The sequence below is a fragment of the Streptomyces mobaraensis genome (genome assembly GCF_020099395.1).
In the GTDB taxonomy this organism is placed as follows: domain Bacteria; phylum Actinomycetota; class Actinomycetes; order Streptomycetales; family Streptomycetaceae; genus Streptomyces.
On the sequence record NZ_CP083590.1, the window covers coordinates 150,885 to 175,584 of the forward strand.

Below are 24,700 nucleotides of genomic sequence, written 5' to 3' on the forward strand. Positions count from 1 at the left end.
TGGAGGAGGGCCTTCGGGCGGGGTGGAGTTTTCTCCACCCCCTTTGTGGTCGTAGACCCATCGGCCGCGCGGCGGCCCGTCCGTAGCGTTGACGGTGTGATCGCGTCCCCCACGCGACAGGTACAGGGAGCTTTGAATGGACACCATCGCAGTCGCCGACGCAGTCCGGCTGAACGCGGTTCGCAAGGTCTACGGCGAGGGCGCCAACGCGGTGACCGCACTCGACGGCGTGAGCCTGTCCTTCCAGCGCGGCAGCTTCACCGCCGTGATGGGGCCGTCGGGTTCGGGCAAGAGCACCTTCCTGCACTGCGCGGCGGGACTTGACCGGCCCACCTCGGGCACGGTCCTGCTGGACGGCGAGGATCTCGGCGGGTACGACGAGACGGCGCTGACGAAGATGCGGCGCGAGCGGATCGGCTTCGTCTTCCAGTCCTTCAACCTGCTGCCCGCGCTGACGGTGATGCAGAACATCACGCTGCCGCTGAAGCTGGCCGGCCGGAAGGCCAACCGGGCGCAGATCGACGAGGTCGTGCACCGGGTGGGTCTGGACTCCCGGACGGGCCACCGTCCCGCCGAGCTCTCCGGCGGGCAGCAGCAGCGGGTGGCGATCGCGCGGGCCCTGGTCACGGGTCCGGCCGTGGTGTTCGCCGACGAGCCGACCGGCGCGCTGGACACCCGTACCGCCCGCGAGGTGCTGCGGCTGATGCGCGAGTCGGTGCGGACCCTCGGGCAGACCATCGTGATGGTCACGCACGACCCGGTGGCGGCCTCGTACGCGGACCGCGTGGTGTTCCTGGCCGACGGCCGGTTCGTGGGCGACCTGTACAACCCGACCGCCGAGGTGGTCGCCGAGCGGATGACGCGCCTGGGTGCCTGGGCGGACGAGGAGTCCGCGTACGACCCGCAGGCGCGCACCGCGACGGGGGGCGCGTACTGATGCTGTCCCTCGCCCTGAGCACCCTGCGCCACCGCAAGGGTGGTTTCGTCGCCACGTTCGTGGCCATGTTCTTCGGCGCGGCCCTCATCATGGCCTGCGGCGGCCTGATGGAGAGCGGCGTCCGCGACGTCCTCCCCTCCCAGCGGTTCGCCGCGGCGCCGGTGGTGGTGACCGGCGACCAGGCGTACGAGTCCAAGCGCCTGGCGGAGCGGGTCCGGCTGGACGCCGGGACGGTCCGCGAGGTCGCCGGCGTGCCGGGCGTCCGCGAGGCGGTGCCCGACGTGTCCTTCCCCGTCGCCGTCGTACGCGACGGCCGCCCGGTGACCGACCTGTCGGACGACGTCACCCGCCCCGACCACCGTCCGCTGGGCCACGGCTGGGAGTCCTCCCGGCTGGCGCCCTACCGCCTCGCCAAGGGGGCCGCGCCGGCCGCCGCCGGTGACGTGGTGCTGGACGCCGGGCTGGCCGAGGAGTCCGGCGCCGCCCTCGGCGACCGGGTCCTCGTCACGGTCCAGGGCACACCGCGGGAGTTCCGGCTCACCGGTGTGGTCCGGCAGGCCGGCGGCCGGGACGCGTTCCAGCCCGCCGTGTTCTTCACCGACGCGCAGGCCCGCACGCTCAGCGGGCACCCGGGGGCGGTGGACGCGATCGGCGTCCTGCCCAAGCCCGGCACCGACGCGGCCGCGCTCGGCGACCGGATCGAGAAGCAGCTGGGCGGCAAGGCCGTCGCGCTGACCGGCGACCAGCGGGGCCTGGCGGAGTTCCCCAAGGCCGCGGCGAGCCAGCGCAACCTGCTGATGCTGGCCTCCATCTTCGGCGGCTGGGCGGTCCTGGTGGCCATGTTCGGGGCGTCGTCCACCCTGGGCCTGACGATCCGTCAGCGGCACCGCGAGATGGCGCTGATGAAGGCGATCGGCACCACCCCGGCGCAGCTGCGCCGCATGATCCTGGGCGAGACGCTGGCCGTCTCCCTGGTGGCGTCCGTGCTCGGCTGCCTGCCCGGCGCGCTGTTCAGCCGGCTCCTCTTCGACAAGCTCGTCTCCGCCGGGATCGTCTCCGGGGCCGTCGAGTTCCGGCTCGGCGTGCTGCCGGCCGCGGTGGCGGTGGCCGCCTCGCTGCTGGCCGGCGTGGGCGCCGCGTACCTCACCGCCCGGAAGATCGCCAGGACCCGGGCCACCGAGGCGCTCGCCGAGAGCGCGATGGAGGGGCGCTGGCTGACCCGCGCCCGTCTCGTCTGGTCGATCGTGTTCCTCGTCGGCGGTGTCGCGATGGCGGCGACGACGATGACGATGCCGGTGGACGACACCACGGCCGGCGTCGCGGCTCCGGCCTGCATCTTCTGGGCGATCGGGCTGGCCCTGCTGGCCCCCGGTTTCGCGAAGGGCGTCGTGGCGGTCCTGAAGGTGCCGCTGCGGGCGGTGTCGGGGCTGTCGGGCCTGCTCGCGATCCTCAACTCCCGGACGCACGCGCAGCGGATGGCCGCCACCATCACCCCCATCGTCCTGCTGACCGGCATCGCCACCGGCACGCTGTACATGCAGCAGATCGAGGACGCCTCCAACCGCGCCGCGCACACCGGCGTCCTGCGGGCGGACGACGTCCTGACCTCGCGCACCGGCGGCCTCGCCCCCGGCACGCTGGAGAAGGTCCGCCGCGTCCCGGGCGTCGCCGCCGCCTCGGAGTACGTCACGAGCACCGGCTTCGTCCAGGAGCCCAAGGACTCCAAGCAGACGGACGACGGGTGGACGCTCCAGGGCGTCACCGGCGACGGGAACCTCTCGGTGACCGCCGCCGCCGGCTCGCTCGCCGCGCTGCGCGGCGACAGCGTGGCCCTGCCGGTGGAGCACGCGAAGTCGCTGGGGCGCGCGGTCGGTGACACGATCACCCTGCGGCTCGGCGACGGCGCCCCGGTGAAGGTGAAGGTGGTCGCCACCTACCGGCCGGAGGGCCTGACGACGTCGCTGCTGCTGCCCGCCGGGCTGCTGGCGGCGCACACCACGGACGGGACGCCCGCGCAGATCGTGGTGCGGCGGGCCGCCGGGGCCGACCCGGGCGCGGTGGCCGCGGCGCTGGGCGCGGCGGTCAAGGACCAGCCGGGCGTCGAGGTGGCCGGCAGCGACGCGCTCACCGCCGGCCGGACCGCGGGACAGCAGCAGCTCGCCACCATCAACTACCTGGTGGTCGGCATGATCGTCGGCTACACGGTGATCTCGGTGATCAACACCCTGGTCTCCGCCACCGGGCGGCGCCGCCGGGAGTTCGGCCTCCAGCGGCTCACCGGCTTCACCCGGCGGCAGGTCATGACGATGATGGCGGCGGAGAGCGTGCTGACCGCGGTGACCGGGGTCGTCCTCGGCTCCGTCGCCGCCGCGGTCACCCTCTTCCCGTACAGCGTCGCCAAGCTGGACCGCGTCGTGCCGTCCGTGCCGGTGTGGATCTACTGGGCGGTCGTGGCCGGGGCCGTGGTCGTCACCTTCGCCGCGACGCTCCTGCCCACCTGGCGGGCCACCCGGTTCCGCCCAGTGGAGGCGGCCACTTCGGCCGCCTGACGACTCCGCCGCGGCCGGCGTGACGGCCGCGACGGGGCACCAAACCACCATGAGGGGCCGGTAGTCCATCCCCCGTCGTACTCCGGCCCGGGTCCCACCGCTCTGCCGAGCGGTGGGACCCCTTGCTTTCCCCGCCCGGCGGGCGCGATAGGGGTCGGACGCGACCCCTATCGCGAACGGCGGCCGGGCGGTTAGGGGTTGGCCGCGGCTCGGGCACGATGGGATCATGCGCGGGACGGACCGAGACTGACCGAAACAGACCGAGCGAGACTGACCGAGGCCGACCGACCGAGGCGGCCACGGCGGGCGCCGGAGGCGGACATGCGAGGAGCGAGTGACGTGAGCGAGTCGAGCGGGGCCGTCGGCGGCGTGCGGGAGAGAAGCAAGTGGATCCAGCGCTTCCACCCGTCCCCGGACGCCGCGAACCGGCTGGTGTGCTTCCCCTACGCGGGCGGCTCGGCCAGCTACTTCCACGGCGTCTCCGCCGCCCTGTCCCCCGCGCTCGACGTGCTGGCGGTGCAGTACCCGGGCCGCCAGGACCACCGGGCGGTGCCGCCCCTGCGCTCCGTCGAGGAACTGGCGGACCGGGCCGCCGAGGAACTGCTGCCGTGGTGCGACCGCCCGGTGACGCTGTTCGGCCACAGCATGGGCGCGATGGTCGCCTACGAGGTGGCACGGCGGCTCACGGACAAGGGCGCGGCCCCGCTGTCCGTCGTCGTCTCGGGCCGCCGCGCCCCCACGACCGTCCGGCGGGAGGACGTCCACCTGCGGGACGACGACGGCATCGTGGCCGAGATGGAGCGGCTCGGCGGCAGCGACCTGCGGATGTTCCACGACCCCGAGCTGCGGGCGCTGTTCCTGCCGGTGATCCGCGCCGACTACGAGGCGGTGGAGACCTACCGGCACCGGCCCGGCCCGCCGCTGCCCTGCCCGGTCCTGGCGCTGCTGGGGGACGGCGACCCGATGGCGACGGTCGAGGAGACGGAGGCGTGGGCCGGTCTCACGTCCGCGGCGTTCGCCCTCCGCACCTTCCCCGGCGGCCACTTCTACCTCAACTCCCGCGCGCCGGAGGTCATCGGGGTGATCCGGGAGTACGTCGCTTCCCTGACGGGCTGAGGAGCCGACGGGTCGACGGGCGGAGAGCGACGCCCTCCCGGCGACCGCGCGCGGGCCGGCCCGGCTCCGCCCGGCCGCGGCACCGAGCACGACATGGCCGTCACCGCACGGGGACTCCCCCGTCCGATGACGGCCACGTCCGGCCGACGGACCGGCTCCCGTCAGCCGGCCTGCCGTTCGGCCGCCCGCCGCAGGGCCTTCTTGTCCGGCTTCCCGGCGTCCGTCAGCGGCAGCTCCGTCAGGAAGTCGATCCGGTGCGGCTCGTACATCGCGCCGCACCGCTCCCGGACGAACGCCCGCAGCGTGTCCGCCGGGATGTCCGCGCCGGGGGCCGGCACCACGGCGGCGTGCACCCGCTCCATGTCGTCGGCGTCCCGCACGCCGAACACGGCGCTCTGCCGTACGCCGGGGTGTGCGTTGAGCACGTCCTCCAGCTCGGTCGTGTAGACGTGCCCGCCCACCACGATGATCATGTCCTTGATGCGGTCGACGACGGTCAGGAAGTTCTCGTCGTCCAGGAACCCGATGTCACCGGTGTGCAGCCAGCCGTCCTTCAGCACCTCCGCCGTCAGGTCCGGCCGCTTCCAGTAGCCGCGCATGACCTGTTCGGAGCGCACGCATATCTCGCCGTGCGCGCCGGGCGGCAGGTCCCGGCCGGTCGCGGGGTCGCGGACGGCGACCTCGACGCCGGGCAGCACCTTGCCGACGCTGCGCAGCCGTTCGGGCCGCGCGGGGTCGTGGTCCTCGGGCTCCAGGAAGCTGATGCCGCCGGCCTCGCTCTGCCCGTAGAACTGGACGAGGACGGGCCCGAGGCGGCGTATCGCGTCGGCGATCCGCACGGGGGACGCCGGGCAGCCGCCATACAGCACGCACCGCAGGCCGGAGGTGTCGGTGCGGGCGAGGTCCGGGTGGTCCAGGAGCTCGTAGAGCAGCGGCGGGAGGAGGAACACGTCGGTGACGCGCTCGCGTTCGATCGCGGCGAGGACGGCGGCCGGGTCGAAGTCCTCCAGCAGGACGAGGACGCCGCCCCGGCGGAGGGTGCCGTCCGCGAGGTGTCCGGCGGCGTGGGCGATGGTCGTGCAGACCAGTTGCCGGGGGGTGTGGTCCACGTCCTCGCGGTAGCCGCGGCCGGCCTGCGCGAAGGTGGTGCAGATGCCCTTGGGATGGCCCGTGGTGCCGCCGGTGTGCCGGATGGAGGCGATGTCCTCGGGTTCGGCCAGGCTCGGGAACGGCTCGCCGGGCTGGGCGGCGGCGAGTTCCAGCAGGTCCTTGCCGGTCTTCGCGGGGCCGAGCGCCAGGACGTGCGCGACGGGGGCGAGCCGCGTCACCTCCTCGGCGCGCTCCGCCAGGCGCGGGTCGACGATGAGCGCGCGCGTCTCGACGTCGGCGACGATGCCGGCCTGCACCTCGGCCGAGAGCTTGTTGTAGAGGTGGTTGACCCGGCAGCCGAGCAGGTTCGCCGCGTACCGGGCGGCGACGATCTCGGGCAGGTTCCCGCTGAGGAGGGTGACGGTGTGGCCGCGGCCGAGCCCCTCGGCGTGCAGCGCCCGCGCCATCCGGTGGACGAGTGCGCGGAACTCCCCCACGGTGACGCGCCGTCCCTCGTGGACCAGCGCCTCGCGCCCGGGGTCGTCACCCATGCCGTCGAGGATGTCCTCCACGTACATCGGTAACTTCGGCGCGGTGTGCGACATTTCTGCTCCTCCGAGGTAGGTTCCCAGGCCAATAATTGCCTGAGGCATCCATCATCATGCCTCTTTTGATCGACAACGCCAAGCCCGGCCCGGTGATGCCCCGGAGGCCCTACTGGAGCGCGTGCACCACACCCGCGAACGCCCCCGGCAGGGCGCGGGCCGCGGGGACGACGAGACCGCTGCCGCCCGGAAACCGGCGGGCCCGGAGCAGGGCGTGGGTGAGGACGCGGTGCCGCCGCGTCAGCCGGCGCCAGGCCGCCTCGTACGCCGACGGCCGGCCGGCCGCCAGACAGCGCACCGCGGCCTCCGCCGTCGCCAGGGCCAGGGCGACGCCCTCGCCCGTCAGGGCGTCGACGTACCCGGCCGCGTCGCCGACGAGCAGGACGCGCCCGGCCGTCCGGGCGCGGGTGCGCTGGAGCAGCGGACCCGCGCCGCGCACGGCGCTCGCGGGCTCGGCGCGGGACAGGAACGCCAGCGCCGGATGCGCCGCCAGGTGGGCGTCGTAGCCGCGCCGTTCGCGGCTGAGCACGGCGACGCCCACCAGCTCCTCGCCCACGGGCGTCACATACGCCTCGCCGTGCCGGGACCAGTGCACCTCGACGTGCTCGCTCCACGGGCTGACGTGGAAGTGGCGGCGGAGGCCGTAGCGGACGACGGGACGCGCGGGCAGGCCGAGACCCAGGGCGCGGCGGAGCGGGGAGTGCAGGCCGTCCGCGGCGACGAGCCAGCGCGCCCGCCACTCCCCCGCCGTCACCCCGTCCGCGTCCTGGACGACCGCGCCCACCCGGCCGGGCGCGAACCGCACCCCGGCTTCCGCCGCCCGCCGGTGCAGGGCGGCGTGCAGCACGGTCCGCCGGACGCCCAGCCCGGTGCCGCCGCGGAAGTCCGCCTCGACACGGCGCGGCCCGTCGACGTACCGGATACCGCGCAGCGGTTGTCCGGCCACCTCGACGCCGAGCGCCCGGAGCGCGGCCACGCCGCTGGGCATGACGCCTTCGCCGCACGCCTTGTCCACGGGCGTCGCGCGCGGTTCGACGACCACCGTCTCCAGGCCGGCGAGCGTCGCGTGGACGGCGGCCGCCAGTCCGGCCGGTCCGCCGCCCGCCACCAGGACGTCGATCACGCGGTGGAGGGGGCGCGGGACGGGGCGAGCGCCGCCTCCTCGCACCGGACGCGGACGGTGAGCAGCCAGGCGTTCAGCAGCGTGAAGCCGACGGCCGTGGCCCACGCGCCGTGCACCAGCGGCAGCGCCGCGCCCTCGGCGGCGACGGCCGCGTAGTTGGGGTGGCGCAGCAGCCGGTAGGGGCCGGCGGTCACCGCCGGGAGGCCGGGCACGACGATCACACGGGTGTTCCACCGCCGTCCCAGAGTGCGGACGCACCACCAGCGCAGCCCCTGCGCGGCGAGCACGACGCCGAGCATCGCCCAGCCGGGCGCGGGCCGGAACGGCCGGTCCGCGGCGAGCACTTCGAGGAGGCAGGCCGGCAGCAGCGCGGTGTGCAGGGCGACCATCCACGGGTAGTGGCCGCCGTCGACGGGCAGTCCGCCGCGCTCGCGGCTCCACCGGGCGTTGCGGCGGGCGAGGACGAGTTCGGCGCCGCGTTCGGCGGCGACGGCGGCGAGGAGGAGGGCGTACCAAGGCACGGTCACGGTGGCCTACCAGCGCAGGAGGACGAGTTCGCAGCAGAAGCCGGGGCCCATGGCCAGCAGCAGGCCGGGCGAGCCGGGTGGCGGGCGGCGTTCGGCGAGGGTGTCGCGGAGCACGTGGAGGACGGAGGACGAGGAGAGGTTGCCGGCCTCGGCGAGGTGGCGCCAGGTGAGGTCGAGGGCGTCGGGGGCGAGGCCGAGGACCTCGGTCACCGTGTCCAGGATCTTGGGGCCGCCGGGGTGGCAGACCCAGGCCGTCACGTCGTCCGGCTTGAGCCCGTGGTCGCCGAGGAAGGTACGGACGTCGTCGGCCAGGTGGTGGCGGACGATGTCGGGGACGGAGGGGTCGAGCACCACGCGGAGCCCGGAGTCGCCGATCTCCCAGCCCATGGCGTGCTCGGTGTCGGGGTACATCCGGCTGCGGGTGGCGACGACCGCCGGGCCGGCGGCCTGTCCCCCGGCCGCCGGAACCCGCTGTTCCCCGCAGGCGACGACGGCGGCGGCGCCGTCGCCGAACAGCCCGCTGGCGATCATGTTGGCGGGTGAGGTGTCGGTGGCCTGGAAGGTGAGCGAGCAGAGTTCGACGGAGAGCAGCACGGCGACGTGGTCGGGCCAGCCGCGCAGGTAGTCGTGGAGGCGGGCGATGCCCGCGGCGCCGGCGACGCAGCCCAGGCCGAAGACGGGGAGGCGCTTGACGTCGGGGCGCAGGCCGAGCCGCTGGACGAGGCGGGCGTCGACGGAGGGGGTGGCGAGCCCGGTGACGGAGGTGAACATCAGCAGGTCCACGTCGGCGGGCCGCAGTCCGGCGGCGCGCAGGGCGCCGTCGACCGCCCGGGCCCCCAGGGCGGTGGCCTGCCGGATGAAGAGGTCGTTGGCCGCCCGAAAGCTCGTCAGATCCGCGTACTCCTCCAGGGGGAGCGCCAGGTGGCGGGTGCGTACACGGGTGCTGCGGTGCAGGGTCCCGAGCCGCCGCCGGTCGCCGCCGTTGCGGTGGAACGCTCCGGCGATCATGTCGGTGATGGCCTGCTGGGGGTAGCGGTGCGGGGCGTGCAGGCCGTGGACGGCGGCGATCCGGGGCGTCATGGGTCTCCTGGGGCGGGGGTGTCGCGGGTACCGCGGGGTGTCACGGGGGTCTCGGGGTGTCACAAGGGTCTCGGGGTGTCACGGGGGTCTCGGGGGTGTCACGGGTGTCGCGAGCGGAGGGGAGCCGGGCGCCCGGGAACGCCCGTTCGTCCGCTTCCCCGTGTGTTCCCCGGCGCCTCCTCCGGTGTGCTTCCGGCGGCGCGGACCGCCCGTCCGGACGAGTGCGGGACCGCCGCCCGGCCGGGCGGCCCGCCCTACGATCGCGGGGTGGACTCGACGGACGCGTGGGACCCGGACCGGGCGCGCCGGAGCGGTCAGGCGGCGGCCCTGGCGGCGTCCTGCCACCCGGGCCCGACGGCGGCGGTCACGGTGCTGATGACGGCGCTGGCCGTGGCCGCCGGGTACTCCCCGGGCGGATCCGCCCTGGTGGCGGGCGCGGTGCTGACCGGTCAGCTGTCCGTCGGCTGGTGCAACGACGCGTTCGACGCCGCCCGGGACGCCGCCATGGGCCGCCGCGGCAAGCCCGTCGCGGCGGGCGCGGTCCTCCCCCGCACGGTGTGGACGGCGGCGGGGACCGCGCTCGCGCTGTGCGTGCCGCTGTCGCTGGCCGTCGGCCCGCTCGCCGGAGCCGTGCACCTGGCCGGGGTGGCGGCGGCGTGGGCGTACGACCTCCGGTGGAAGGCGACGGTCTGGTCCTGGCTGCCGTACGCCCTGGGCTTCGCCTCCCTGCCCGCGTTCGTCGCCCTCGGTCTGCCCGGGCGGCCGTGTCCCGCCTGGTGGACCGTCCTGGCGGCGGCACTGCTGGGGACGGGCGCCCATCTGGCCGACACGCTCCCGGACATCGAGGGCGACCTGGCGACCGGGGTGCGCGGGCTGCCGCACCGGCTGGGCGCGGCCGCCGTGCGGCGGATCCTGCCGGCCGTCCTCGTGGCCGCCACCGCCGTCCTGGCCCTCGGCCCGCCGGGCCCGCCCTCGCTCACGGGCGCGGCCGCCCTGGCCGGGGCGGCGGTGACCGCCCTCGCCGGGTCCGCGCTCGCCGCCCGCCGCCCGGGCGCGCCGTTCGCGGCGGCGGTGCTGGTGGCGGGGGCGGACGTGGCGCTGCTGTTCGCCGAGGGAGGGGTGACGGGCTGACGGGCGTGTCCGCGCGAGGCCCGGCTCAGCCCGGCGCGCCCAGCGGCCGGGCGGCCAGCGCCGCGGCGACGCCCTGGAGGTTGGCGGCCATGGCGCGCGCGGTCTTGTGCGACCACTCGTGCCCCTGGGACTCGTCCAGGTAGTCCGGCCCCGGCCCGGGGCCCAGGTGCCAGTACGTCCAGGACTGCCCCGGGACGGTGTACCCGATGTCGCCGAGGGCGCCGGCGATCTCGCTGATGACGTGGTGGGCGCCGTCCTCGTTGCCGGTGACGACGACACCGGCGACGCGGTTGTACGCCACCGGGCGGCCCTCGTCGTCGGTCTCGCTCAGCATGGCGTCCATGCGTTCGAGGACCCGCTGGGCGACGGACGAGGGCCGGCCGAGCCAGGTCGGGGAGGCCATGACGAGGATCTCGGCGGCGAGGATCTTCTCCCGGACGGCGGGCCAGGCGTCGCCGTCGCCCATGTCGGAGGTGACGCCCGGCCGGATGTCGAGGTCCACCGCGCGGACGTGGTCGACCCGGACACCGAGTTCGGTGAGCCGGCCGGCGACGACCTGGGCCAGCGCCTCGGTGTTGGACGGCTCGGGGGATTTCTTGAGGGTGCAGTTGACGACGAGTGCTCTCACCTCGTCACGGCTTCCCCGGAACGGCGCGCGGGCACGGCGCGTTGACCCGCGTGGCGTACGCGCGGCGCTCCGGCCACCGGCGGGGATCCGGGACGGGATCAGACGAACGGGGTGATCCGCTCCTCGACGCCGAGCAGCAGCTTGCCGTAGATCTCCCTGCCCACCGCCGGGGTGGAGGCCGCGTGCCGGCCGGCCACGCTCAGGTCGCGCCAGATCCGCTGCATCGCGTTGGCGTCGGCGAAGGAGCCGGCGCCGTGGACGTCGAGCAGCGTGTTGACGGCGGAGAGCAGGTTCTCGATGGCGTGCCCGGCGTCGGCGCGCACCCGGGCCCTGGTCAGGTCGTCGAGGGTCACGCCCCGGGCCGCGGCGGTGTCGAGGTCGGCGACGGCCCGGTGGACGTGGAGCTCGGCGGTGTCGATCCGCAGGGCGGCCTCGGCGACCTGCATCTGCACGCCGACCGACTCGGCCTGGGTCCCGTAGTAGGTGTACGCGATCGGCTTGGTCACGGCCTTCTCGGTGACCAGCTTCAGCGCGGCCCGGGCGAGGCCGAGCTGGGGGCCGGCGAGGCCGATGGCCAGGAAGGGGGCGAACGCGATGCGGTAGAGGCCGGTCGGCCCATGGTCGGCGGGGACGTCGCCCTCGATGGCGCCCGGTACGGACATCACCCGGTGCTCGGGGACGAACACGTCCTCGGCGATCAGGCAGTTGCTGGCGGTGCCGCGCATCCCGGCGACGAACCAGGTGTCCTCGAAGCGCAGTTCGGGCCGCGGTATCAGGGCCATCGCCTGGTCGGTGACGGTCCCCTCCGCGTCGGTGAGCGGGATGCCGACGACGGCCCAGGTGGAGTGCGGGGCGCCGGAGTTGTAGTACCAGCGGCCGGAGACCCGCCAGCCGCCCTCGGCCCTGGTGCTGGTGGCGGTGGGGCTGAAGACGCCGGTGACCCGGGCGTCGGGGTCGGCGCCGAAGACGTCCTCCTGCGCCTGCTCGGGGAAGAGGGAGGCGAGCCAGTTGCAGGTGTTGACGACGGCGACCACCCAGCCCGTGGAGCCGTCACCCTCGGCCAGCGCGGCCGTCACGTCGAGCAGGGTGCGGACGTCGGTCTCGTGTCCGCCGAAGCGCCGCGGCACGGTCAGCCGGAACAGCCCGGCGCGGGTGAGCTCGTCGACCACTTCGTCGGTCAGCCGCCGGTCCGCGTCGATCCGGGGGGCGTGCTCCCGCAGCAGGGGCCGCAGCGCCTCCGCCCGCTCGACGAGTTCGGCGCCGGTCGGCGTGACGGAGGCGGCGGGGACTGCGGGCGGTACGGACCGGGAAGGCGTGGTGGTCATAGGGGTCTCCTGGCTGGGTTCAGCGCGCGAACGCGGAGTGGGTGCCGAAGGTGCGGTGGCCGTAGACGAGGGGCGCGGCCCGGGACGTGCGGACGTGGGTGACGTCGCCGAGGAGCAGCAGGTGGTCGCCGCCCTCGACCGCGGAGCGGAGCCCGCAGACGAGCCAGCCGGGCGCGTCGGTGAGCCGCGGCAGGCCGTGGTCGTAGGTCCAGGGAGCGCCGGACGCGGCGAAGCGGTCGGGCAGCCGGCGGGCGAAGGTCCTGGCCGGTTCGTCCTGGTCGCTGCCCAGGACGTTCACCCCGAACCGTCCGGTCGCGAGGATGCGCCGGAGCACGTCGGAGGACCGGTTCAGCGCCACCGACACCATCGCGGGACGGAGGGACAGGGAGGCGAAGGCGCTCACCGTGACCCCGTAGGGGGTGCCGTGCTCGGCGGCCGTCACGATCGTCACCGGCGCGCAGACACCGGCCATCGCGTCACGGAAGTCCTGCTCTCCCATCAACCCTCCCGAAACCATCATGATGATTATGGTGATCATGCATGCGGTTTACGAAAGGCGTCAAGAGGTGCGAGGCTATTCACCATAATCATTTCAGCCGGCGCCGAGGAGACACGTGGGAACCACCGACCACCGCACGGACGGGCAGGGCGGGCACGCCGAGCGCCACGCGCGGGACGGCGCCGACCTCCCGGCCCTGTGCCGCGCCGACTGGGAGCGCGCGTCCGCCCCCTCCCGCGCCGAGACGGCCGCCGACCGCGTCGCCGACCGCGTCGCCCGCAGCCGGCCGGGCGCCCGGCTGGGCACCAAGGAGGAGCTGCGCGCCGAGTGCGGGGTCTCCGTCGGCACCTTCAACGAGGCGCTGCGCCTGCTGCAGACCCGCGGCCTGGTCACCGTGCGGCCGGGGCCCGGCGGCGGGCTCTTCGCCGCCCAGCCGCCCCCGGCCGGGCCCCGGCGGGACGCCTGGACCGAGGCCCTGGACGGGCAGCGGCCCGACGAGGCCGTGCGCGTTCGCGACGCCCTCGACCCGCTGCTCGTCTCGGACGCCCTGTGGCACGCCTCCCCCGCCGACGTCGCCGGGCTGCGGCGCCTCCTGGCACCGCTGGCCGAGGCGGCCGGCGCAGCCGACCCGGCCGCCTTCGCCCAGGCCGACCGGCGGCTGCGCTCCAGCCTCGCCGCGCTCGCCCCGGGCGCGCTGCTGCGTTCGCTGTACGAGGGCCTGCTGCCGCTCGCCGAACGCGCCGACGCCGCCGCCGACTCCGGGTCCCTGCGCGCCCGCCTCGACCGCCGGACCGCCCTCGTCGACGCCCTCGACGCCCGCGACCGCGCCCTGGCCCTGCGCCTGGCCGGCGGCGGTGACGGCGAGGGCCGGGACGGGGAAGGCTGAGGCCCGGCGTGCTCAGCCGGCCCGCGGCAGGGTGAAGTCGCGGGCGCCGTGCAGCCAGGTCACCCGCGCGTACAGGTCGTCCTCGCCGAGCGACCGCAGCATCGTGTTGCGGGCCAGGGCCTCCTCGCCGGCCGGGTGGTAGAGCTCCTCGCCCATCCGCCGGGCCAGGAGCTGGATGCGCGCGGTCCGTTCGCGGCGTTCGGCGTTGTACCGGGCCAGGCGGCCCGGCACGTCGTCGGCGGCGTCCGCGAGCACCTCGCCCAGGACCACCGCGTCCTCCAGGGCCTGGCACGCGCCCTGGGCGGCGTACTGGAGCATGGCGTGGGCGGCGTCGCCCATCAGCGTCACCCGGCCGTCGGTCCAGACGTCCACCGGGTCGCGGTCGCAGAGGACCCATTCGCGCCAGTCCGCGCCGAGTTCGAGGAGCCGCCGGGGGGTGTGCCCCAGCTCCCGGAAGCGGCGCAGGACGAGCTCCCGGGGCGCGCGGCGGCCGGCGACCGGCTCCCGGGCGCCGTCGTCCAGGGTCGCGGCGAGGTTGAGGAAGCGGCCGTTGCCGATGACGTAGTGGACGAAGTGCCACTTCGGCCCGGCCCACAGCGTCACGGCGTTCCACCGCAGGTCGTCCGGCACCCGCTCGACCGGGATGACCGAGCGGTAGATGGTGTGGCCGGAGACCCGGGGCGGGCCGTCGCCCACCAGCCGGGCACGGACGGCCGAGCGGATGCCGTCGGCGCCGACGAGCAGGTCCCCGGTGAACGTCCGGCCGTCCGCCGTCGTCACCGTGACGCCCGCCGCGTCCTGCGTGTACGTCCAGACCTCGGCACCGGCCACCAGCTCGACGCCGCCGGCCGCGCGGCACGCGGAGAGCAGCGGTTCGTAGAGGTCGACACGCTGGACCACGGCGTACGGGTTCCCGAACCGCGCCCGGTACCGGCCGGTGAGGGGCAGGGCGGCGAGCGCCTCGCCCGTGACGCCGTCCATCAGCCGGAGCGCGTCGACGAACACCGCGCGCTCGCGCACGGTTTCGCCCACGCCCAGCAGCCCGAGGGCGTGGAACGCGTTCGGGCCGAGCTGGATCCCGGCGCCGATCTCGGCGAACGCCGCCGCACGCTCCAGGACGGTCACGCGGTGGCCCCGGCGGGCCAGGGAGACCGCGGTCGCGAGACCGCCGATGCCACCGCCGGATACGACTGCGTGTGCCATGGTCTACCGCTTCTCCGCCGTCTCCCGCACGGGGCCGGGGCGCTCGCCGTCGTCCCCGCCGCCCGCGTCCGCGATCCTCAGCTGGCGTACGAGCATGAACAGGCCGTAGCTGGCGATCAGGGCGAGGAGCGGGGCGCCGACGATGTACGCCCAGATGTGCCGGATGCCGAACCGCCGCCCCTCGACGATCATGTAGGCGCCGAGGGCCGCCCAGGTGAGGACCAGGTCGGCGTAGACGAACCGGGACGCCAGGTTGGCGGTGGCGTCCCCCAGGAAGTCGGTGACGACCCCGGTGGGTCCGGAGTCCGCGTGGCCGACGACGAAGGCGACGGCCATCGCGCCCATGACGCAGCAGCCGACGAGGGCCGTCGTCCCGTACAGCACGCACAGGGCGCGGTCCCGCCCCTGTACCTCGCGCAAACGCATCGCCTTGTTCCTCCCGGCGCTGGTGGTGGAGCGGTCGGCGGGCCGCGGGGTCATCGTTCGTACCGGTAGTCGTCCAGGTCGAAGTGGCGGGCCCGCCAGGCCGCTTCGTAGGTGGAGGCCGGGCGGACGGCCGGCGCGTCCCCGCGTTCGTCGAGGTAGTAGGTGTGCGTGCCCCGGCAGCTGGCGTCGAGGAACACGGTGTTCCGCTGCCGGCGCAGCGTCCTCCGGAAGGAGCGGTCGTGCCGGTCGGCGCGGACGACCGCCTGGGTGGCGCCCAGCCGGCGGGCCTCCCGGATGACACGGAGGGCGTGGGTCACCTGGTAGTCGATCATTCCGAACCAGGATCCGCCGGTGAAGGAGTAGGGGCCGACGATGAACCACAGGTTGGGGTACCCCTTGACGGACGTCCCCTCGTACGACTGGAAGCGCTCGGTGCGCCAGAACTCGCCGAGGTCGCGGCCGCCCTGGCCGTGCAGCGGGAACGGCGGCAGGTTGTCGAGCACGTGGAAGCCCGTGGCGAGGACCAGGAGGTCGAGCGTCCGCTCCTGGCCGTCCGCCGTGCGGATCCCGGTCTCGGTGATCTCGGCTATGGGCTCGGTGACGAGCTCGACGTTCTCCCGGGTGAACGCGCGCCAGTAGCCCTTGGCCAGGGAGGGGCGTTTGCAGCCCAGCCGGTAGGACGGGGTGAGCTTGCGCATCAGCTCGCGGTCGCCCTTCACCTGGTGCCGCAGGTAGAGGCGGCAGGCGGCCTCGCCGGCCCGGACGAGGAACGGGAAGCGGCGGTAGTGGACCATGGCGATGACGAAGCCGACCTCCGTCGCCGCGTCCGTGAGCAGCCGGAGCGCCCGCTGGGTGGCGGGGACCTTCGCGAAGGTGCGGCGGAGGGCCTCGGGGATCGCGACGTCGGGCTTGGGCAGCAGCCAGATGGGCGTGCGCTGGTAGACGTGCAGCCGCTCCACGCGGGGCGCGATCTCGGGCACCACCTGCACACCCGACGCGCCGGTGCCGATGACGCCCACGCGCCGGCCGTCCACCGCGAGGCCGGGATCCCACTCGGCGGTGTGCACCACGTCGCCCTTGAAGCGGTCCAGGCCGGGGAGGTCCGGCGTCTTGGGCTTGGTGAGCCAGCCGGTGGCGCAGACGACGAAACGCGCCGCCAGGGAGGTGCCGTCGGCCAGGAACACCCGCCAGAAGTGCGCGGTTTCATGGTACTCGGCGCGGACGACCCGGGAGTGGCAGCGGATGCGCGGCCGGAGGCCGTAGGTGTCGACGCAGTGGTCGGCGTACGCCTTCAGCTCCTCCCCCGGCGGGAACACCCGGGACCACGACGGGTAGGGGTCGGAGGCGAAGGAGTAGGAGAACGCCGAGATGTCGACGGAGATGCCGGGGTAGTTGTTGGCGTGCCAGCTGCCTCCGACGTCGTCCCGCTCCTCCAGGAGCAGGAAGTCGTCGATGCCGGCCCTGCGGAGACCGATGGCGGTGCCTATGCCGGAGAACCCGGCGCCGATGACGAGGACTTCGTGGTCGGGGGTCGTGTCCGTGCGGTCGTCGGGGGGCGTGCCCGTGCGGTCGTCGGGGGTGTCGTGGTCGGGGTGCATCGCTCCGCTCCTCGGTGTCACAGGGCCAGGCCGATCGCCTGCAGGGTGCCGAACGCCAGCAGCAGCAGGCAGGTGTGTTCCAGCGCCGGGATCAGCGCCCGGCCGCCCGCCCCGCTCAGCACCGTGCGCACCGGGACGACGGCGAACGGGACGGCGCCGAGGACGAGCAGCGCCCAGGGGTGGGCGAGGGCCGGCGCCAGGGCGGTGGCGAAGGCGCCGGCGACGCAGCCGACGTAGAAGGCACGCGTCCGCGCGGCGCCCAGCCGCACCGCGAGGGTGATCTTGCCGGTGGCGGCGTCGGTCGGGATGTCGCGCAGGTTGTTGGTGGTCAGCAGCGCGCAGGAGAGCAGGCCGACGGGTACGGAACCGGCCAGGGCCTCCCAGGGCAGGCCGCCGGTCTGGACGTAGACGGGAGTGCAGACGAAGACGACGCCGTGGTAAACGAAGATGCTGATCTCGCCGAGGCCGTGGTAGCCGTACGGGCGGGGGCCGCCGGTGTAGAACCAGCCGCCGAGGGCGATGAACACGGTGACGGCGAGCAGCCACCAGGAGACCGTCACGGCGAGGTACAGGCCGGCCAGGGCGCCGATGGCGTAAAGGATCGCGCCGTGCCGGAAGACCTGCCGGGGCGTGGCCCGGCCCGAGCCGACGACGCGGGTGGGTCCGGCCCGGTGGTCGTCCACGCCCCGGATGCCGTCGCTGTAGTCGTTGAAGAAGTTGGTGCCCAGGACGAAGCCGAGCACGAGGACCACCGTCAGGGCGGTGCGGGACGGGTCGAGGGGCCCGGACGCGTGGGCGATCGCGGTGCCGACCGCCAGCGGCGCGTAGCTGACGGGCAGGGTCTTGAGCCGGGCGCCGATCACCCAGTTGTGGACGGCGCCGGTCGGGAGGTGCTGTGGCAGAGTCACTTCTTGGTTCCCGCGCCCAGGTAGAGGACCGAGGTGGACCGGGTGCGCACGATGCGCACCGCGTCGAGCCGTCCGGCCGCGTAGCGGGCCATGTCGCGCAGGCGCGGGCGCAGTCCGTGCAGCGTCAGCTCCACACCGTGCAGCCGGGCGACGCGTACCAGCCGCCGGCGGTTGACGAAGAGGCGGTGGTCGTGGGTGCCGCGCGGCGGGTGGCCGGGGATCGGGACGTTCTCGGCGAGCGTGATCGAGGCGAAGCGGGCCGTCCGGGTGTCGGCGATGGTGTCGACGACGAGGGTGCCGCCGGGGCGCAGCACCCGGCACGCCTCCGCCACCACCGCGAAGGGGTCCGGGACGTGTTCGAGGCACTGGCCGGCGGTGACGACGTCGAAGTGCCCGTCGTCGAACGGCAGATCGGCGGCGTCGGCCCGGACGACGTCGGCGTAGCCGTGCCGGCGGGCCTCACGGAGCGACAGCTCGGACAGGTCGACGCCGACCGCGCGGTAGCCCTTGGCGACCGCGTGCGGGCCGAACAGGCCACCGCCGCAGGCGATGTCGAGCAGCCGGGCCCCCTCGCGCCGGGCGTCGGGGACGAAGCCGGCGCGGGCGCGGGCGATCCAGCCCAGCGGGGCGAGCGATCCCCGGGGGTCCCACCACTGGCCGGCCAGCCCGTCGTAGTCGGAGATGAAGTCCTTCCTGATCCCCGGTATCCCGCCGTTGTGTGTACGCAATTCGGTCTGCCCCCTTCTTCCACCCTTGGGGCGACGGCCTGGCCGGCGGGCACGCATGCGGGCGGCCCCGGCTCGCCACACGAGAGGGGTGGGTCCGGTGTCGGAATCGTGGAAGTCACCCGTGCCGCACCAGCCGCGGAAGACCTCCGCCGGGCCGCGGCACGGGGAATGTCGGACCACCTTAGGCAGGGGGACCCCGCGGCACAACAAAGGAAACGGAAACTGACAGGAGATTGCCAGGACCCGCCGGCAAACCCCCGGCGGGCTGGCGGAAATCGCCCGGGCAAATTACTTGGTGTATACACGCTACTTTTGGATCAGGTGGCCGGTTCACCGCTCCACCCCCTGCTGCGCGCGATCCGGTCCGTGGTCTACGGTGACGGGCACATCCGTCAACTCACCTCCAGGCAACACCCGTATCCCCACCGGCACGACGCGCCACCCCTTTCACTGCCGCATCACGATTTTTTGAGAAGGATTTCCCCGCGAGAAAGGTGAGACCGAAGTGCGTGAATTCAGCCGGGATTTCGGGCGGACCTCCGCCGTCCCTCCCGAGCGGGTGGTCAGGGAGGGCGAGGACGGGACGATCGGGCACCTCATGCGGCAGGCGGGGGCGACGGGCCGCGAGACGGCCGTCCGCGGGGCCGGCCGCTCGTGCAACACCCAGACGCTCTCCCCCGGGACCGTCCTCGACAACTACCGCCCCGACGCCCTGCCGCGGTTCACCGGGGACGACCACTCCGTCGCCGTCCCGAGCGGCATCACCTGGCTGGAACTGGAGAAATGGCTGAACCGGCACGGCCGTTCCAACCCCGTGCTCCCCAGCTACCTCGACATCACGGTGGGCGGCAACCTGTCGGTCGGCGGCTTCGGCCTCGCGTCCGTCCGCTCCGGCATCCAGAGCGACCAGGTGCGGGAGATCGAGCTCATCGACGGAACCGGGCGCGCCCGGCGGTGCTCCGAGCGGGAGAACGGCGAACTGTTCCGCTTCGCCCTCGGCGGGCTGGGCCAGGTCGGCTTCATCAGCGAGGTGGTGCTGCGGACCGTTCCGTACCGGCCCGTCACCCGTGCGGCCCGGATTCCGCACACCGGCCTCGCCGATCTCGTGGACTTCATGCGGAACGGCGCACAGGATCCCGCGGTGGCCAGTTACTTCGGCATGTACGACAGGACCGACTGGTACTCGTACGTGTCCTATGACGCCGACATCCCCGATCCCGCCGGACCGGCGGAAACACAGCCGGTTCCCGACTACATGCTGTACAGCCACGGCGAAACCACGAAGAAACTCCACCATCTGCTGGAGGAGGACACCTACGCCAACCTGTGGGTGGACCACATCCTCGCCCCGTCGGGATTCCCCGGATTCTGTGCGCGGGTGGAGGAACTGACCCATGAGTATCCGCTGTCCGACACCCTGGTCGCCCTCTACTTCCTGGTGATCCGGCGGCCCCCGGCGGCCACCCGCTTCGTCCTCGCGCCCGTGGTGGACGCGCCCGTCCAGTATCTGATCGGCATCTTCACGGCGGCCGACCGGTCGGATTCCCGCGCGATATCCGGAACGCGGCGGGTCCTGCGGGAGCTGCTCGAAGCCTGCGCGGACGCCGGGGGCCGGCCGTACCTCTACGGAACCCACGACTTCGACGCGGAACTGCTGGAACGCTTCTACGGCGCCCCGGCGCTGCGGCGCCTGGAGGAGTTGCGCGGGCGGCTCTCGCTGACGCACTTCAACAGGCGGGCGTTCGGCGGATTCCGGCCGTGACCCCGTACGACGCCGTGACCCCATGCGGCCTGACTCCATCCGGCGTAACCCCATCCGCCGTGACCTCATGCGGCACGGCTCCATCCGCCGTGGCCCATCCGGCCTGGCCCCATGCGACAAGGAAGGTGTGGCTGTGACACGGGAATTCGGCAGCGACTTCGGGCGCTCCCACTTCATTCCACCCGCCGAGGTCGTCCGGGAGGGTCCGGACGGCACCGCCGAGGACCTCCTGCGGCGGGCCGCCGCCTCCGGCCGGGACATGGCCGTACGCGGCGCGGGCCGGTCGTGCAACACGCAGACGCTCACCCGGGGAACCGTCCTGCACACCCTCGGCGGCGACGCCGCCCCCCGGTTCACGGGCACGGAGGATCTGGTCGAGGTCCCGAGCGGCATCACCTGGTACGAGCTGGAGACCTGGCTGAACGGGCACGGCCGCGCCAACCCGGTGCTGCCCAGCTTCCTCGACCTCACGGTGGGGGGCACGCTGTCGATCGGCGGTTTCGGCCTCGGGTCGGTCCGCTCCGGCCTGCAGATCGACCAGGTGCGGGAGATCGAGCTCGTCGACGGGACCGGGCGCGCGCTGCGCTGCTCCGCCGGCGGGAACGCCGAGCTGTTCCGGTACGCGCTCGGCGGGCTGGGCCAGGTGGGCTTCCTCCGGAAGGCGGTGCTGCGCACCGTCCCGTACCGGGCCACCAGCCGTGTCTCCCGGGTCGCGCACAGCGGTCTCGCCGACCTCGTGGCCTTCATGCCGGACATCGCCCGGGAGCCGGGCGTCTCCGGCTACTTCGGCATGTACGACCGGAGCGACTGGTACTCACAGGTGTCCTGGGCGGCCGACGCCGCCCCCCGGCCCGGGGAACAGCCCGTACCCGACTACCCCGTGCTGCTGCACCGGGAGGTCGGCCGGCACCTCTCCCCGCTGCTCCACGGCGACGTCCACGCCAACCTGTGGGCGGACTACGTCCTCGACGAGGCGGGCCTCCACGTGTTCGCGGCGGCGCTGGAAGAGCTGCTGGACGCGTACCCGCTGACCGAGACCCTGATCAGCCTCTACTTCCTGGTGATCGAACGCCCCCGGCCGGCCACGCCGTTCGTCTTCGCCCCGGTGCTGGACACGCCCGTCCACTACGGGGTCGGCGTCTTCGCGTCGGCGCCCCGGTCCGACGACCGCGCGGTCTCCGGGACGCGACGGGTCCAGCGGCGGCTCCTGGAGACCTGCGCGAGCGCGGGCGGGCGGCCGTACCTCTACGGCGCCCACGCCTTCGACGCGGACCTCCTCCACGCCTTCTACGGCGCCCCGGCCCTGCGGCGGCTCGCGGAGCTCCGCGACCGGCACGCCCTGACCCACTTCAACCGGCGGGCGTTCGGCGGCGTCCGGCCGTAGGCCGTCGGACCGTCCCGGCTCCTAGTACAGAACCTCGCCCATCGGGGAACTCTCGCCGACCACGTAGGCGCGGATCGCGGCCAGGTACGCCGCTCGGGAGACGCGGCCGTCGCGGTCGGTGTCCAGCGCCTCGAACGCGGCGGCGGCGTTCTCGGAGCGGTTGTTCAGCGCGGTGCGCAGGGCCGTGAACTCCCCCGCGTCCAGAGCGCCGTCCGCGTCCGCGTCGGCGAGGTCGAAGAGCGCCCCGAGGGCGAACCGGCAGACGGTGTCGAACTTCTCGGCGTCCACCCACGCGGCGTACTCCTCGAACGTCAGCCGTCCATCGCCGTCGGCGTCCATCGCGCCCCACGCCCGGGCGCCCTCCGCGCGGGCGGCGACGACGAGCGGGTCGTCCTCCGTACGTCCCGTGGCACGCACGGTCCGGTCGATGCGGGAGAGGTAGTCCTGCCGCGTGATGACCCGGTCGCCGTCGGCGTCCATCATGGCGAACACGCGCTCCCGCGCGGCCTTCGCGGCGGTGCTGAGGGTCGTCGTCGTACGCGTCACAGAGGTCTCCTCCTGCCGAACACCGGTCGTTCTTCCGGCACTTCCTACCCGACGCGGCCCGGGCGCCAAGCGTCCGCCGGAAGGAGGGGCGCGCGCGGCGGCGCGGCGGGACGGACGGGCGCGGTGCCGCGCACCGGGGCGCCGGTGGCGGGGGGTGCGGCCGCGGGTAGGTGCAGCACCTGGAGCGGAACAGGACTCTCGGGAGGACGCGTGTTCGGTGGGCGGGGTGTGGCGGTCGCACTGGGATCTCTGGTGCTGGTGGTCTCCTCATGCGTGGTGGCGCCGGCCGGCCGGGCCGGCGAGGCGGCCGACGGCGGGTCCGTCACCTGTACCGGCGACGCCACCAGCCGCTATGTCCCACCGCTCACCCTCCAGCCCCAGCCGACGCGGAACCTGGCGGAAGTCCGCTACCACTGCACCACCGCCCCCGGCCGCACCATCCCCGCCACGGGCTCCTTCACCTCGTCCTCGCCCTCGGCGTCCTGCCTCTCCGTCACCTTCGCGAGCGGCACCGAGACGGTCCGCTACGCCGACGGCGCGCGTTCACGGATCGTCATCGACAGCGCCACGGTCGTCCGCGCCGCGGGCGCCCTGACCTCGGAGCAGTCTGGCCGGGTGGTGGAGGGCCGCGGCGAGGGCCACCCGGTCCGCCGCACGGTGACCGCGACGTCCGCCCAACTTCCCACGGACTGCCTCGCCACCGGGCTCCGGGGCACGAGGAGCTCGGTCCAGCTGGAGATCCTGCCCTAGCCGCGGCCCGCCGCCGCGCGGCGTTCGACTTGTGGCAGGGACGTGACAAGATCGTAAGCGGAACGGACCCTCTCGTCTCTTAGGGTGTTCGCGCGGCGTCCGCCGCATCGAACGAGTACCACTTCCGGAGGATCCGTGCGTCGTATATCCCTCGCACTCACCACGGCCGCCCTGATCGGCACCGCCGGCGCCCTGGCCGTCCCGGCCCAGGCCGCCACCCCGGCCGCCGCTCCGCACGCCGCCACCGTGGCGGCCAAGGAGTGCCACGAGGACAACGCCATGATCTACACCGACGGCACCCGCCTGCGCAGCAAGGCGAGCACGTCGGGGGCGGTCAAGGGCCAGCTCTACTTCGGGGACCCGATCCGGATCCTGCGCAAGTCCGGCGGCTGGGACTACATCCAGCTGAAGTCCAAGAGCAAGGGCGGCCTGGCCAAGGGCACCCGCGGCTGGGTGGCGCACAAGAACATCATCCCGCCGTTCTGCGGCCGCTGACCCGGCCGCTCCGCCCCGCGCGGGGACGGCGGTGAACGAGGGGGCCCGGCGAACGCTCGCCGGGCCCCCTCGTCCGTCATCCCTCCCCCTCGTCCGCCACTCCTCCCCCTCGTCCGTCAGTCCTCCGCCGTCCACACGGGCCGGAAGCGGAGGATCTCGGCGGTGGCGGCGCCACTGGTGACGAACGGGTCGGTGGCCACGGCGGCCTCGATCTCGGACCGTTCGCCGTCGGCCAGGACCAGCCCGCCGGTGCGCGGCTCCAGCGGGCCGGCCAGCCGGGCCAGGCCCTTGGCGAAGACGCCGTCGGGGTTCGTGTAGTGGGCCTCCTTCAGTTCGTCGATCCTCTCCAGCGGGGCGCGGTAACGGAACACGATCACGTACATGCCTCCAGTAAGCGCCACCGCCCCCGCCCCGCGCCAAGACCGATCGCCCGGGGTGGGGCATAGGATGAGACCTATAACGCCTGTTCAGGAGGGGTGTCGGGGTGGAGGGACCGGACGAGGGCGAGCTGGCGGGGATCGAGCTGCGGCATCTGCGGTACTTCGCCGCGGTGGCCGAGGCCGGGACCGTCACGGAGGCGGCCCGGCGGCTGCGGATCGCGCAGCCCAGCCTCAGCCAGCAGATCCGGCGGCTGGAACGCCGCGTCGGCACGCCGCTGTTCCGGCGGCTGCCGCACGGCATGGTGCCGACCGACGCGGGGCGGCTGCTGCTGGAAGGCGCCGGACGGGCCTTCGACGAGCTGCGGTCCGCCGTCGCCGCCGCGCGCGCCGTCCCGGACACGACGGCGGCGGTCGGGGTGTGCCGGGGCGTGCCGCAGGCCGTCATCGCCGCCGCGGAGGAGGTCATGACGCGCGGCCGGCCGCTGCGGCTCGCCTACCGGCAGGCCGATTCCGGGCAGCAGGGCGAGCTGCTGCGCGACGGCACCCTGGCGTTCGGCATCCTGCGCGCGCCCGTCGACACCTCCGGCCTGGCCGTGCGCACGCTCGCCGACGCACCGCTCGGCGTCCTGCTGCACGTCCGGCACCCGCTGGCGGAGCGGCCGGAGCTGACCTGGTCCGACCTGGCGGGCCGGCGTCTGCTGTGGTTCCCGTCCGCACGGGCGCCGGGCTACGCGGCGGAGGTCCTCGCGCACGTGGGCGCGCGCGGCTGGACGCCGGAGACGCGGGTCGACGCGGACGGCGGCCACACCCTCTTCCGGCACCGCCTCATCGGCGACCACGGCCTGGTCGCCCTGCGCACGCGCGCCACTTCCCTCGGCGACCCGGACCTCGTCTGGCGCCCGGTCGGCCCGGAACCACCGCGCGAGCGGCTGCTGTTGGCCGCGGCGGCAAACTCACCGTGGGCCGAGCCGGTGGCCGGCCCGGACACCGGATCCCGGTCCGGCCACGACGGGTGACCGCCGGGC

24 protein-coding genes are annotated in these 24,700 nt (G+C 74.3%); 10 read left to right on the plus strand and 14 right to left on the minus strand.

All coding sequences use genetic code 11. From position 1 onward, the window contains the following. Positions 1-136: 136 nt before the first annotated feature. The 3 genes from K7I03_RS00465 (at position 137) to K7I03_RS00475 (ending at position 4,602) form a co-directional block, all read left to right on the plus strand. Positions 137-937, plus strand: coding sequence for an ABC transporter ATP-binding protein (locus tag K7I03_RS00465; protein ID WP_185946100.1), 801 nt, complete (start codon positions 137-139; stop codon positions 935-937). Continuing rightward, positions 937-3,486, plus strand: coding sequence for an ABC transporter permease (locus K7I03_RS00470; RefSeq protein ID WP_185946099.1), 2,550 nt, complete (start codon positions 937-939; stop codon positions 3,484-3,486). The genes K7I03_RS00465 and K7I03_RS00470 overlap by 1 nt, the downstream gene beginning before the upstream one ends. A 339-nt stretch (positions 3,487-3,825) precedes the next feature. Beyond that, positions 3,826-4,602 (plus strand): thioesterase II family protein, encoded by a 777-nt coding sequence (locus tag K7I03_RS00475; RefSeq protein ID WP_185946098.1) that lies wholly within the window; start codon positions 3,826-3,828, stop codon positions 4,600-4,602. A 161-nt stretch (positions 4,603-4,763) separates the two neighbouring features. Here the strand turns inward: K7I03_RS00475 and K7I03_RS00480 are convergent, their stop codons facing one another. The 4 genes from K7I03_RS00480 to K7I03_RS00495 all read right to left on the minus strand — a co-directional run bounded on the left by K7I03_RS00480 (position 4,764) and on the right by K7I03_RS00495 (position 9,026). Beyond that, positions 4,764-6,296, minus strand: a complete 1,533-nt coding sequence (locus K7I03_RS00480; protein WP_185946097.1) for an AMP-binding protein — start codon at positions 6,294-6,296, stop codon at positions 4,764-4,766. A gap of 109 nt (positions 6,297-6,405) precedes the next feature. Further along, positions 6,406-7,419, minus strand: a complete 1,014-nt coding sequence (locus K7I03_RS00485; protein ID WP_185946096.1) for an NAD(P)/FAD-dependent oxidoreductase — start codon at positions 7,417-7,419, stop codon at positions 6,406-6,408. Further along, complete coding sequence (locus tag K7I03_RS00490) at positions 7,416-7,940, minus strand: isoprenylcysteine carboxyl methyltransferase family protein (RefSeq protein ID WP_185946109.1); 525 nt, start codon at positions 7,938-7,940, stop codon at positions 7,416-7,418. The genes K7I03_RS00485 and K7I03_RS00490 overlap by 4 nt, the downstream gene beginning before the upstream one ends. Before the next feature lie 12 nt (positions 7,941-7,952). Next, positions 7,953-9,026, minus strand: coding sequence for a type III polyketide synthase (locus tag K7I03_RS00495; protein WP_185946095.1), 1,074 nt, complete (start codon positions 9,024-9,026; stop codon positions 7,953-7,955). 267 nt (positions 9,027-9,293) lie between these two features. Between K7I03_RS00495 and K7I03_RS00500 the strand changes: the two genes are divergently transcribed. Further along, on the plus strand, positions 9,294-10,157 hold the full coding sequence (locus K7I03_RS00500; protein WP_224346789.1) for a UbiA family prenyltransferase: 864 nt from the start codon (positions 9,294-9,296) through the stop codon (positions 10,155-10,157). 25 nt (positions 10,158-10,182) lie between these two features. Here the strand turns inward: K7I03_RS00500 and K7I03_RS00505 are convergent, their stop codons facing one another. The 3 genes from K7I03_RS00505 to K7I03_RS00515 all read right to left on the minus strand — a co-directional run bounded on the left by K7I03_RS00505 (position 10,183) and on the right by K7I03_RS00515 (position 12,648). Next, a complete protein-coding gene (locus K7I03_RS00505) occupies positions 10,183-10,785 on the minus strand; it encodes a flavodoxin family protein (RefSeq protein ID WP_185946093.1) in 603 nt (200 codons plus the stop codon). Positions 10,786-10,883: 98 nt separating this feature from the next. After that, positions 10,884-12,110 carry an acyl-CoA dehydrogenase family protein gene (locus tag K7I03_RS00510; protein ID WP_185946092.1) on the minus strand — a complete coding sequence of 409 codons (1,227 nt, stop codon included), beginning with the start codon at positions 12,108-12,110 and terminating at the stop codon, positions 10,884-10,886. A gap of 19 nt (positions 12,111-12,129) precedes the next feature. Further along, entirely contained in the window at positions 12,130-12,648 is a 519-nt protein-coding gene (locus K7I03_RS00515) for a flavin reductase family protein (RefSeq protein WP_224346790.1), read from the minus strand. Positions 12,649-12,724: 76 nt separating this feature from the next. Between K7I03_RS00515 and K7I03_RS00520 the strand changes: the two genes are divergently transcribed. Continuing rightward, entirely contained in the window at positions 12,725-13,495 is a 771-nt protein-coding gene (locus K7I03_RS00520; protein ID WP_185946091.1) for an FCD domain-containing protein, read from the plus strand. A gap of 12 nt (positions 13,496-13,507) precedes the next feature. On the opposite strand, the gene K7I03_RS00525 is transcribed toward K7I03_RS00520, so the two are convergent. The 5 genes from K7I03_RS00525 to K7I03_RS00545 are packed head-to-tail and all read right to left on the minus strand — an operon-like array spanning position 13,508 to position 18,358. After that, a complete protein-coding gene (locus tag K7I03_RS00525) occupies positions 13,508-14,698 on the minus strand; it encodes a 3-hydroxybenzoate 6-monooxygenase (protein ID WP_185946090.1) in 1,191 nt (396 codons plus the stop codon). A gap of 3 nt (positions 14,699-14,701) precedes the next feature. Beyond that, positions 14,702-15,124 carry a DUF2834 domain-containing protein gene (locus K7I03_RS00530; protein WP_224346791.1) on the minus strand — a complete coding sequence of 141 codons (423 nt, stop codon included), beginning with the start codon at positions 15,122-15,124 and terminating at the stop codon, positions 14,702-14,704. 50 nt (positions 15,125-15,174) lie between these two features. After that, positions 15,175-16,722 (minus strand): flavin-containing monooxygenase, encoded by a 1,548-nt coding sequence (locus tag K7I03_RS00535; RefSeq protein WP_185946088.1) that lies wholly within the window; start codon positions 16,720-16,722, stop codon positions 15,175-15,177. 17 nt (positions 16,723-16,739) lie between these two features. Continuing rightward, positions 16,740-17,630, minus strand: a complete 891-nt coding sequence (locus tag K7I03_RS00540) for a 1,4-dihydroxy-2-naphthoate polyprenyltransferase (protein WP_224346792.1) — start codon at positions 17,628-17,630, stop codon at positions 16,740-16,742. Beyond that, entirely contained in the window at positions 17,627-18,358 is a 732-nt protein-coding gene (locus tag K7I03_RS00545; RefSeq protein ID WP_224346793.1) for a methyltransferase domain-containing protein, read from the minus strand. The genes K7I03_RS00540 and K7I03_RS00545 overlap by 4 nt, the downstream gene beginning before the upstream one ends. Positions 18,359-18,863: 505 nt before the next feature. Between K7I03_RS00545 and K7I03_RS00550 the strand changes: the two genes are divergently transcribed. Together K7I03_RS00550 and K7I03_RS00555 are read left to right on the plus strand one after the other, a co-directional pair. Next, positions 18,864-20,120, plus strand: a complete 1,257-nt coding sequence (locus K7I03_RS00550) for an FAD-binding oxidoreductase (RefSeq protein ID WP_185946086.1) — start codon at positions 18,864-18,866, stop codon at positions 20,118-20,120. A 133-nt stretch (positions 20,121-20,253) separates the two neighbouring features. Next, positions 20,254-21,504, plus strand: a complete 1,251-nt coding sequence (locus K7I03_RS00555) for an FAD-binding protein (protein ID WP_185946085.1) — start codon at positions 20,254-20,256, stop codon at positions 21,502-21,504. Positions 21,505-21,525: 21 nt separating this feature from the next. Here the strand turns inward: K7I03_RS00555 and K7I03_RS00560 are convergent, their stop codons facing one another. After that, a complete protein-coding gene (locus tag K7I03_RS00560) occupies positions 21,526-22,050 on the minus strand; it encodes an EF-hand domain-containing protein (protein WP_313772179.1) in 525 nt (174 codons plus the stop codon). A gap of 228 nt (positions 22,051-22,278) precedes the next feature. Between K7I03_RS00560 and K7I03_RS00565 the strand changes: the two genes are divergently transcribed. Together K7I03_RS00565 and K7I03_RS00570 are read left to right on the plus strand one after the other, a co-directional pair. After that, complete coding sequence (locus K7I03_RS00565; RefSeq protein WP_185946084.1) at positions 22,279-22,800, plus strand: hypothetical protein; 522 nt, start codon at positions 22,279-22,281, stop codon at positions 22,798-22,800. 135 nt (positions 22,801-22,935) lie between these two features. Beyond that, the gene (locus K7I03_RS00570) at positions 22,936-23,295 is read left to right on the plus strand and encodes an SH3 domain-containing protein (RefSeq protein ID WP_185946083.1); all 360 of its coding nucleotides are present in this window, start codon (positions 22,936-22,938) and stop codon (positions 23,293-23,295) included. A 116-nt stretch (positions 23,296-23,411) separates the two neighbouring features. Here K7I03_RS00570 and K7I03_RS00575 read toward each other — a convergent pair whose 3' ends face one another. Next, the gene (locus K7I03_RS00575; protein WP_185946082.1) at positions 23,412-23,678 is read right to left on the minus strand and encodes a YciI family protein; all 267 of its coding nucleotides are present in this window, start codon (positions 23,676-23,678) and stop codon (positions 23,412-23,414) included. A gap of 101 nt (positions 23,679-23,779) precedes the next feature. Between K7I03_RS00575 and K7I03_RS00580 the strand changes: the two genes are divergently transcribed. Then, positions 23,780-24,691 carry a LysR family transcriptional regulator gene (locus K7I03_RS00580; protein WP_185946081.1) on the plus strand — a complete coding sequence of 304 codons (912 nt, stop codon included), beginning with the start codon at positions 23,780-23,782 and terminating at the stop codon, positions 24,689-24,691. Positions 24,692-24,700: the final 9 nt, after the last annotated feature.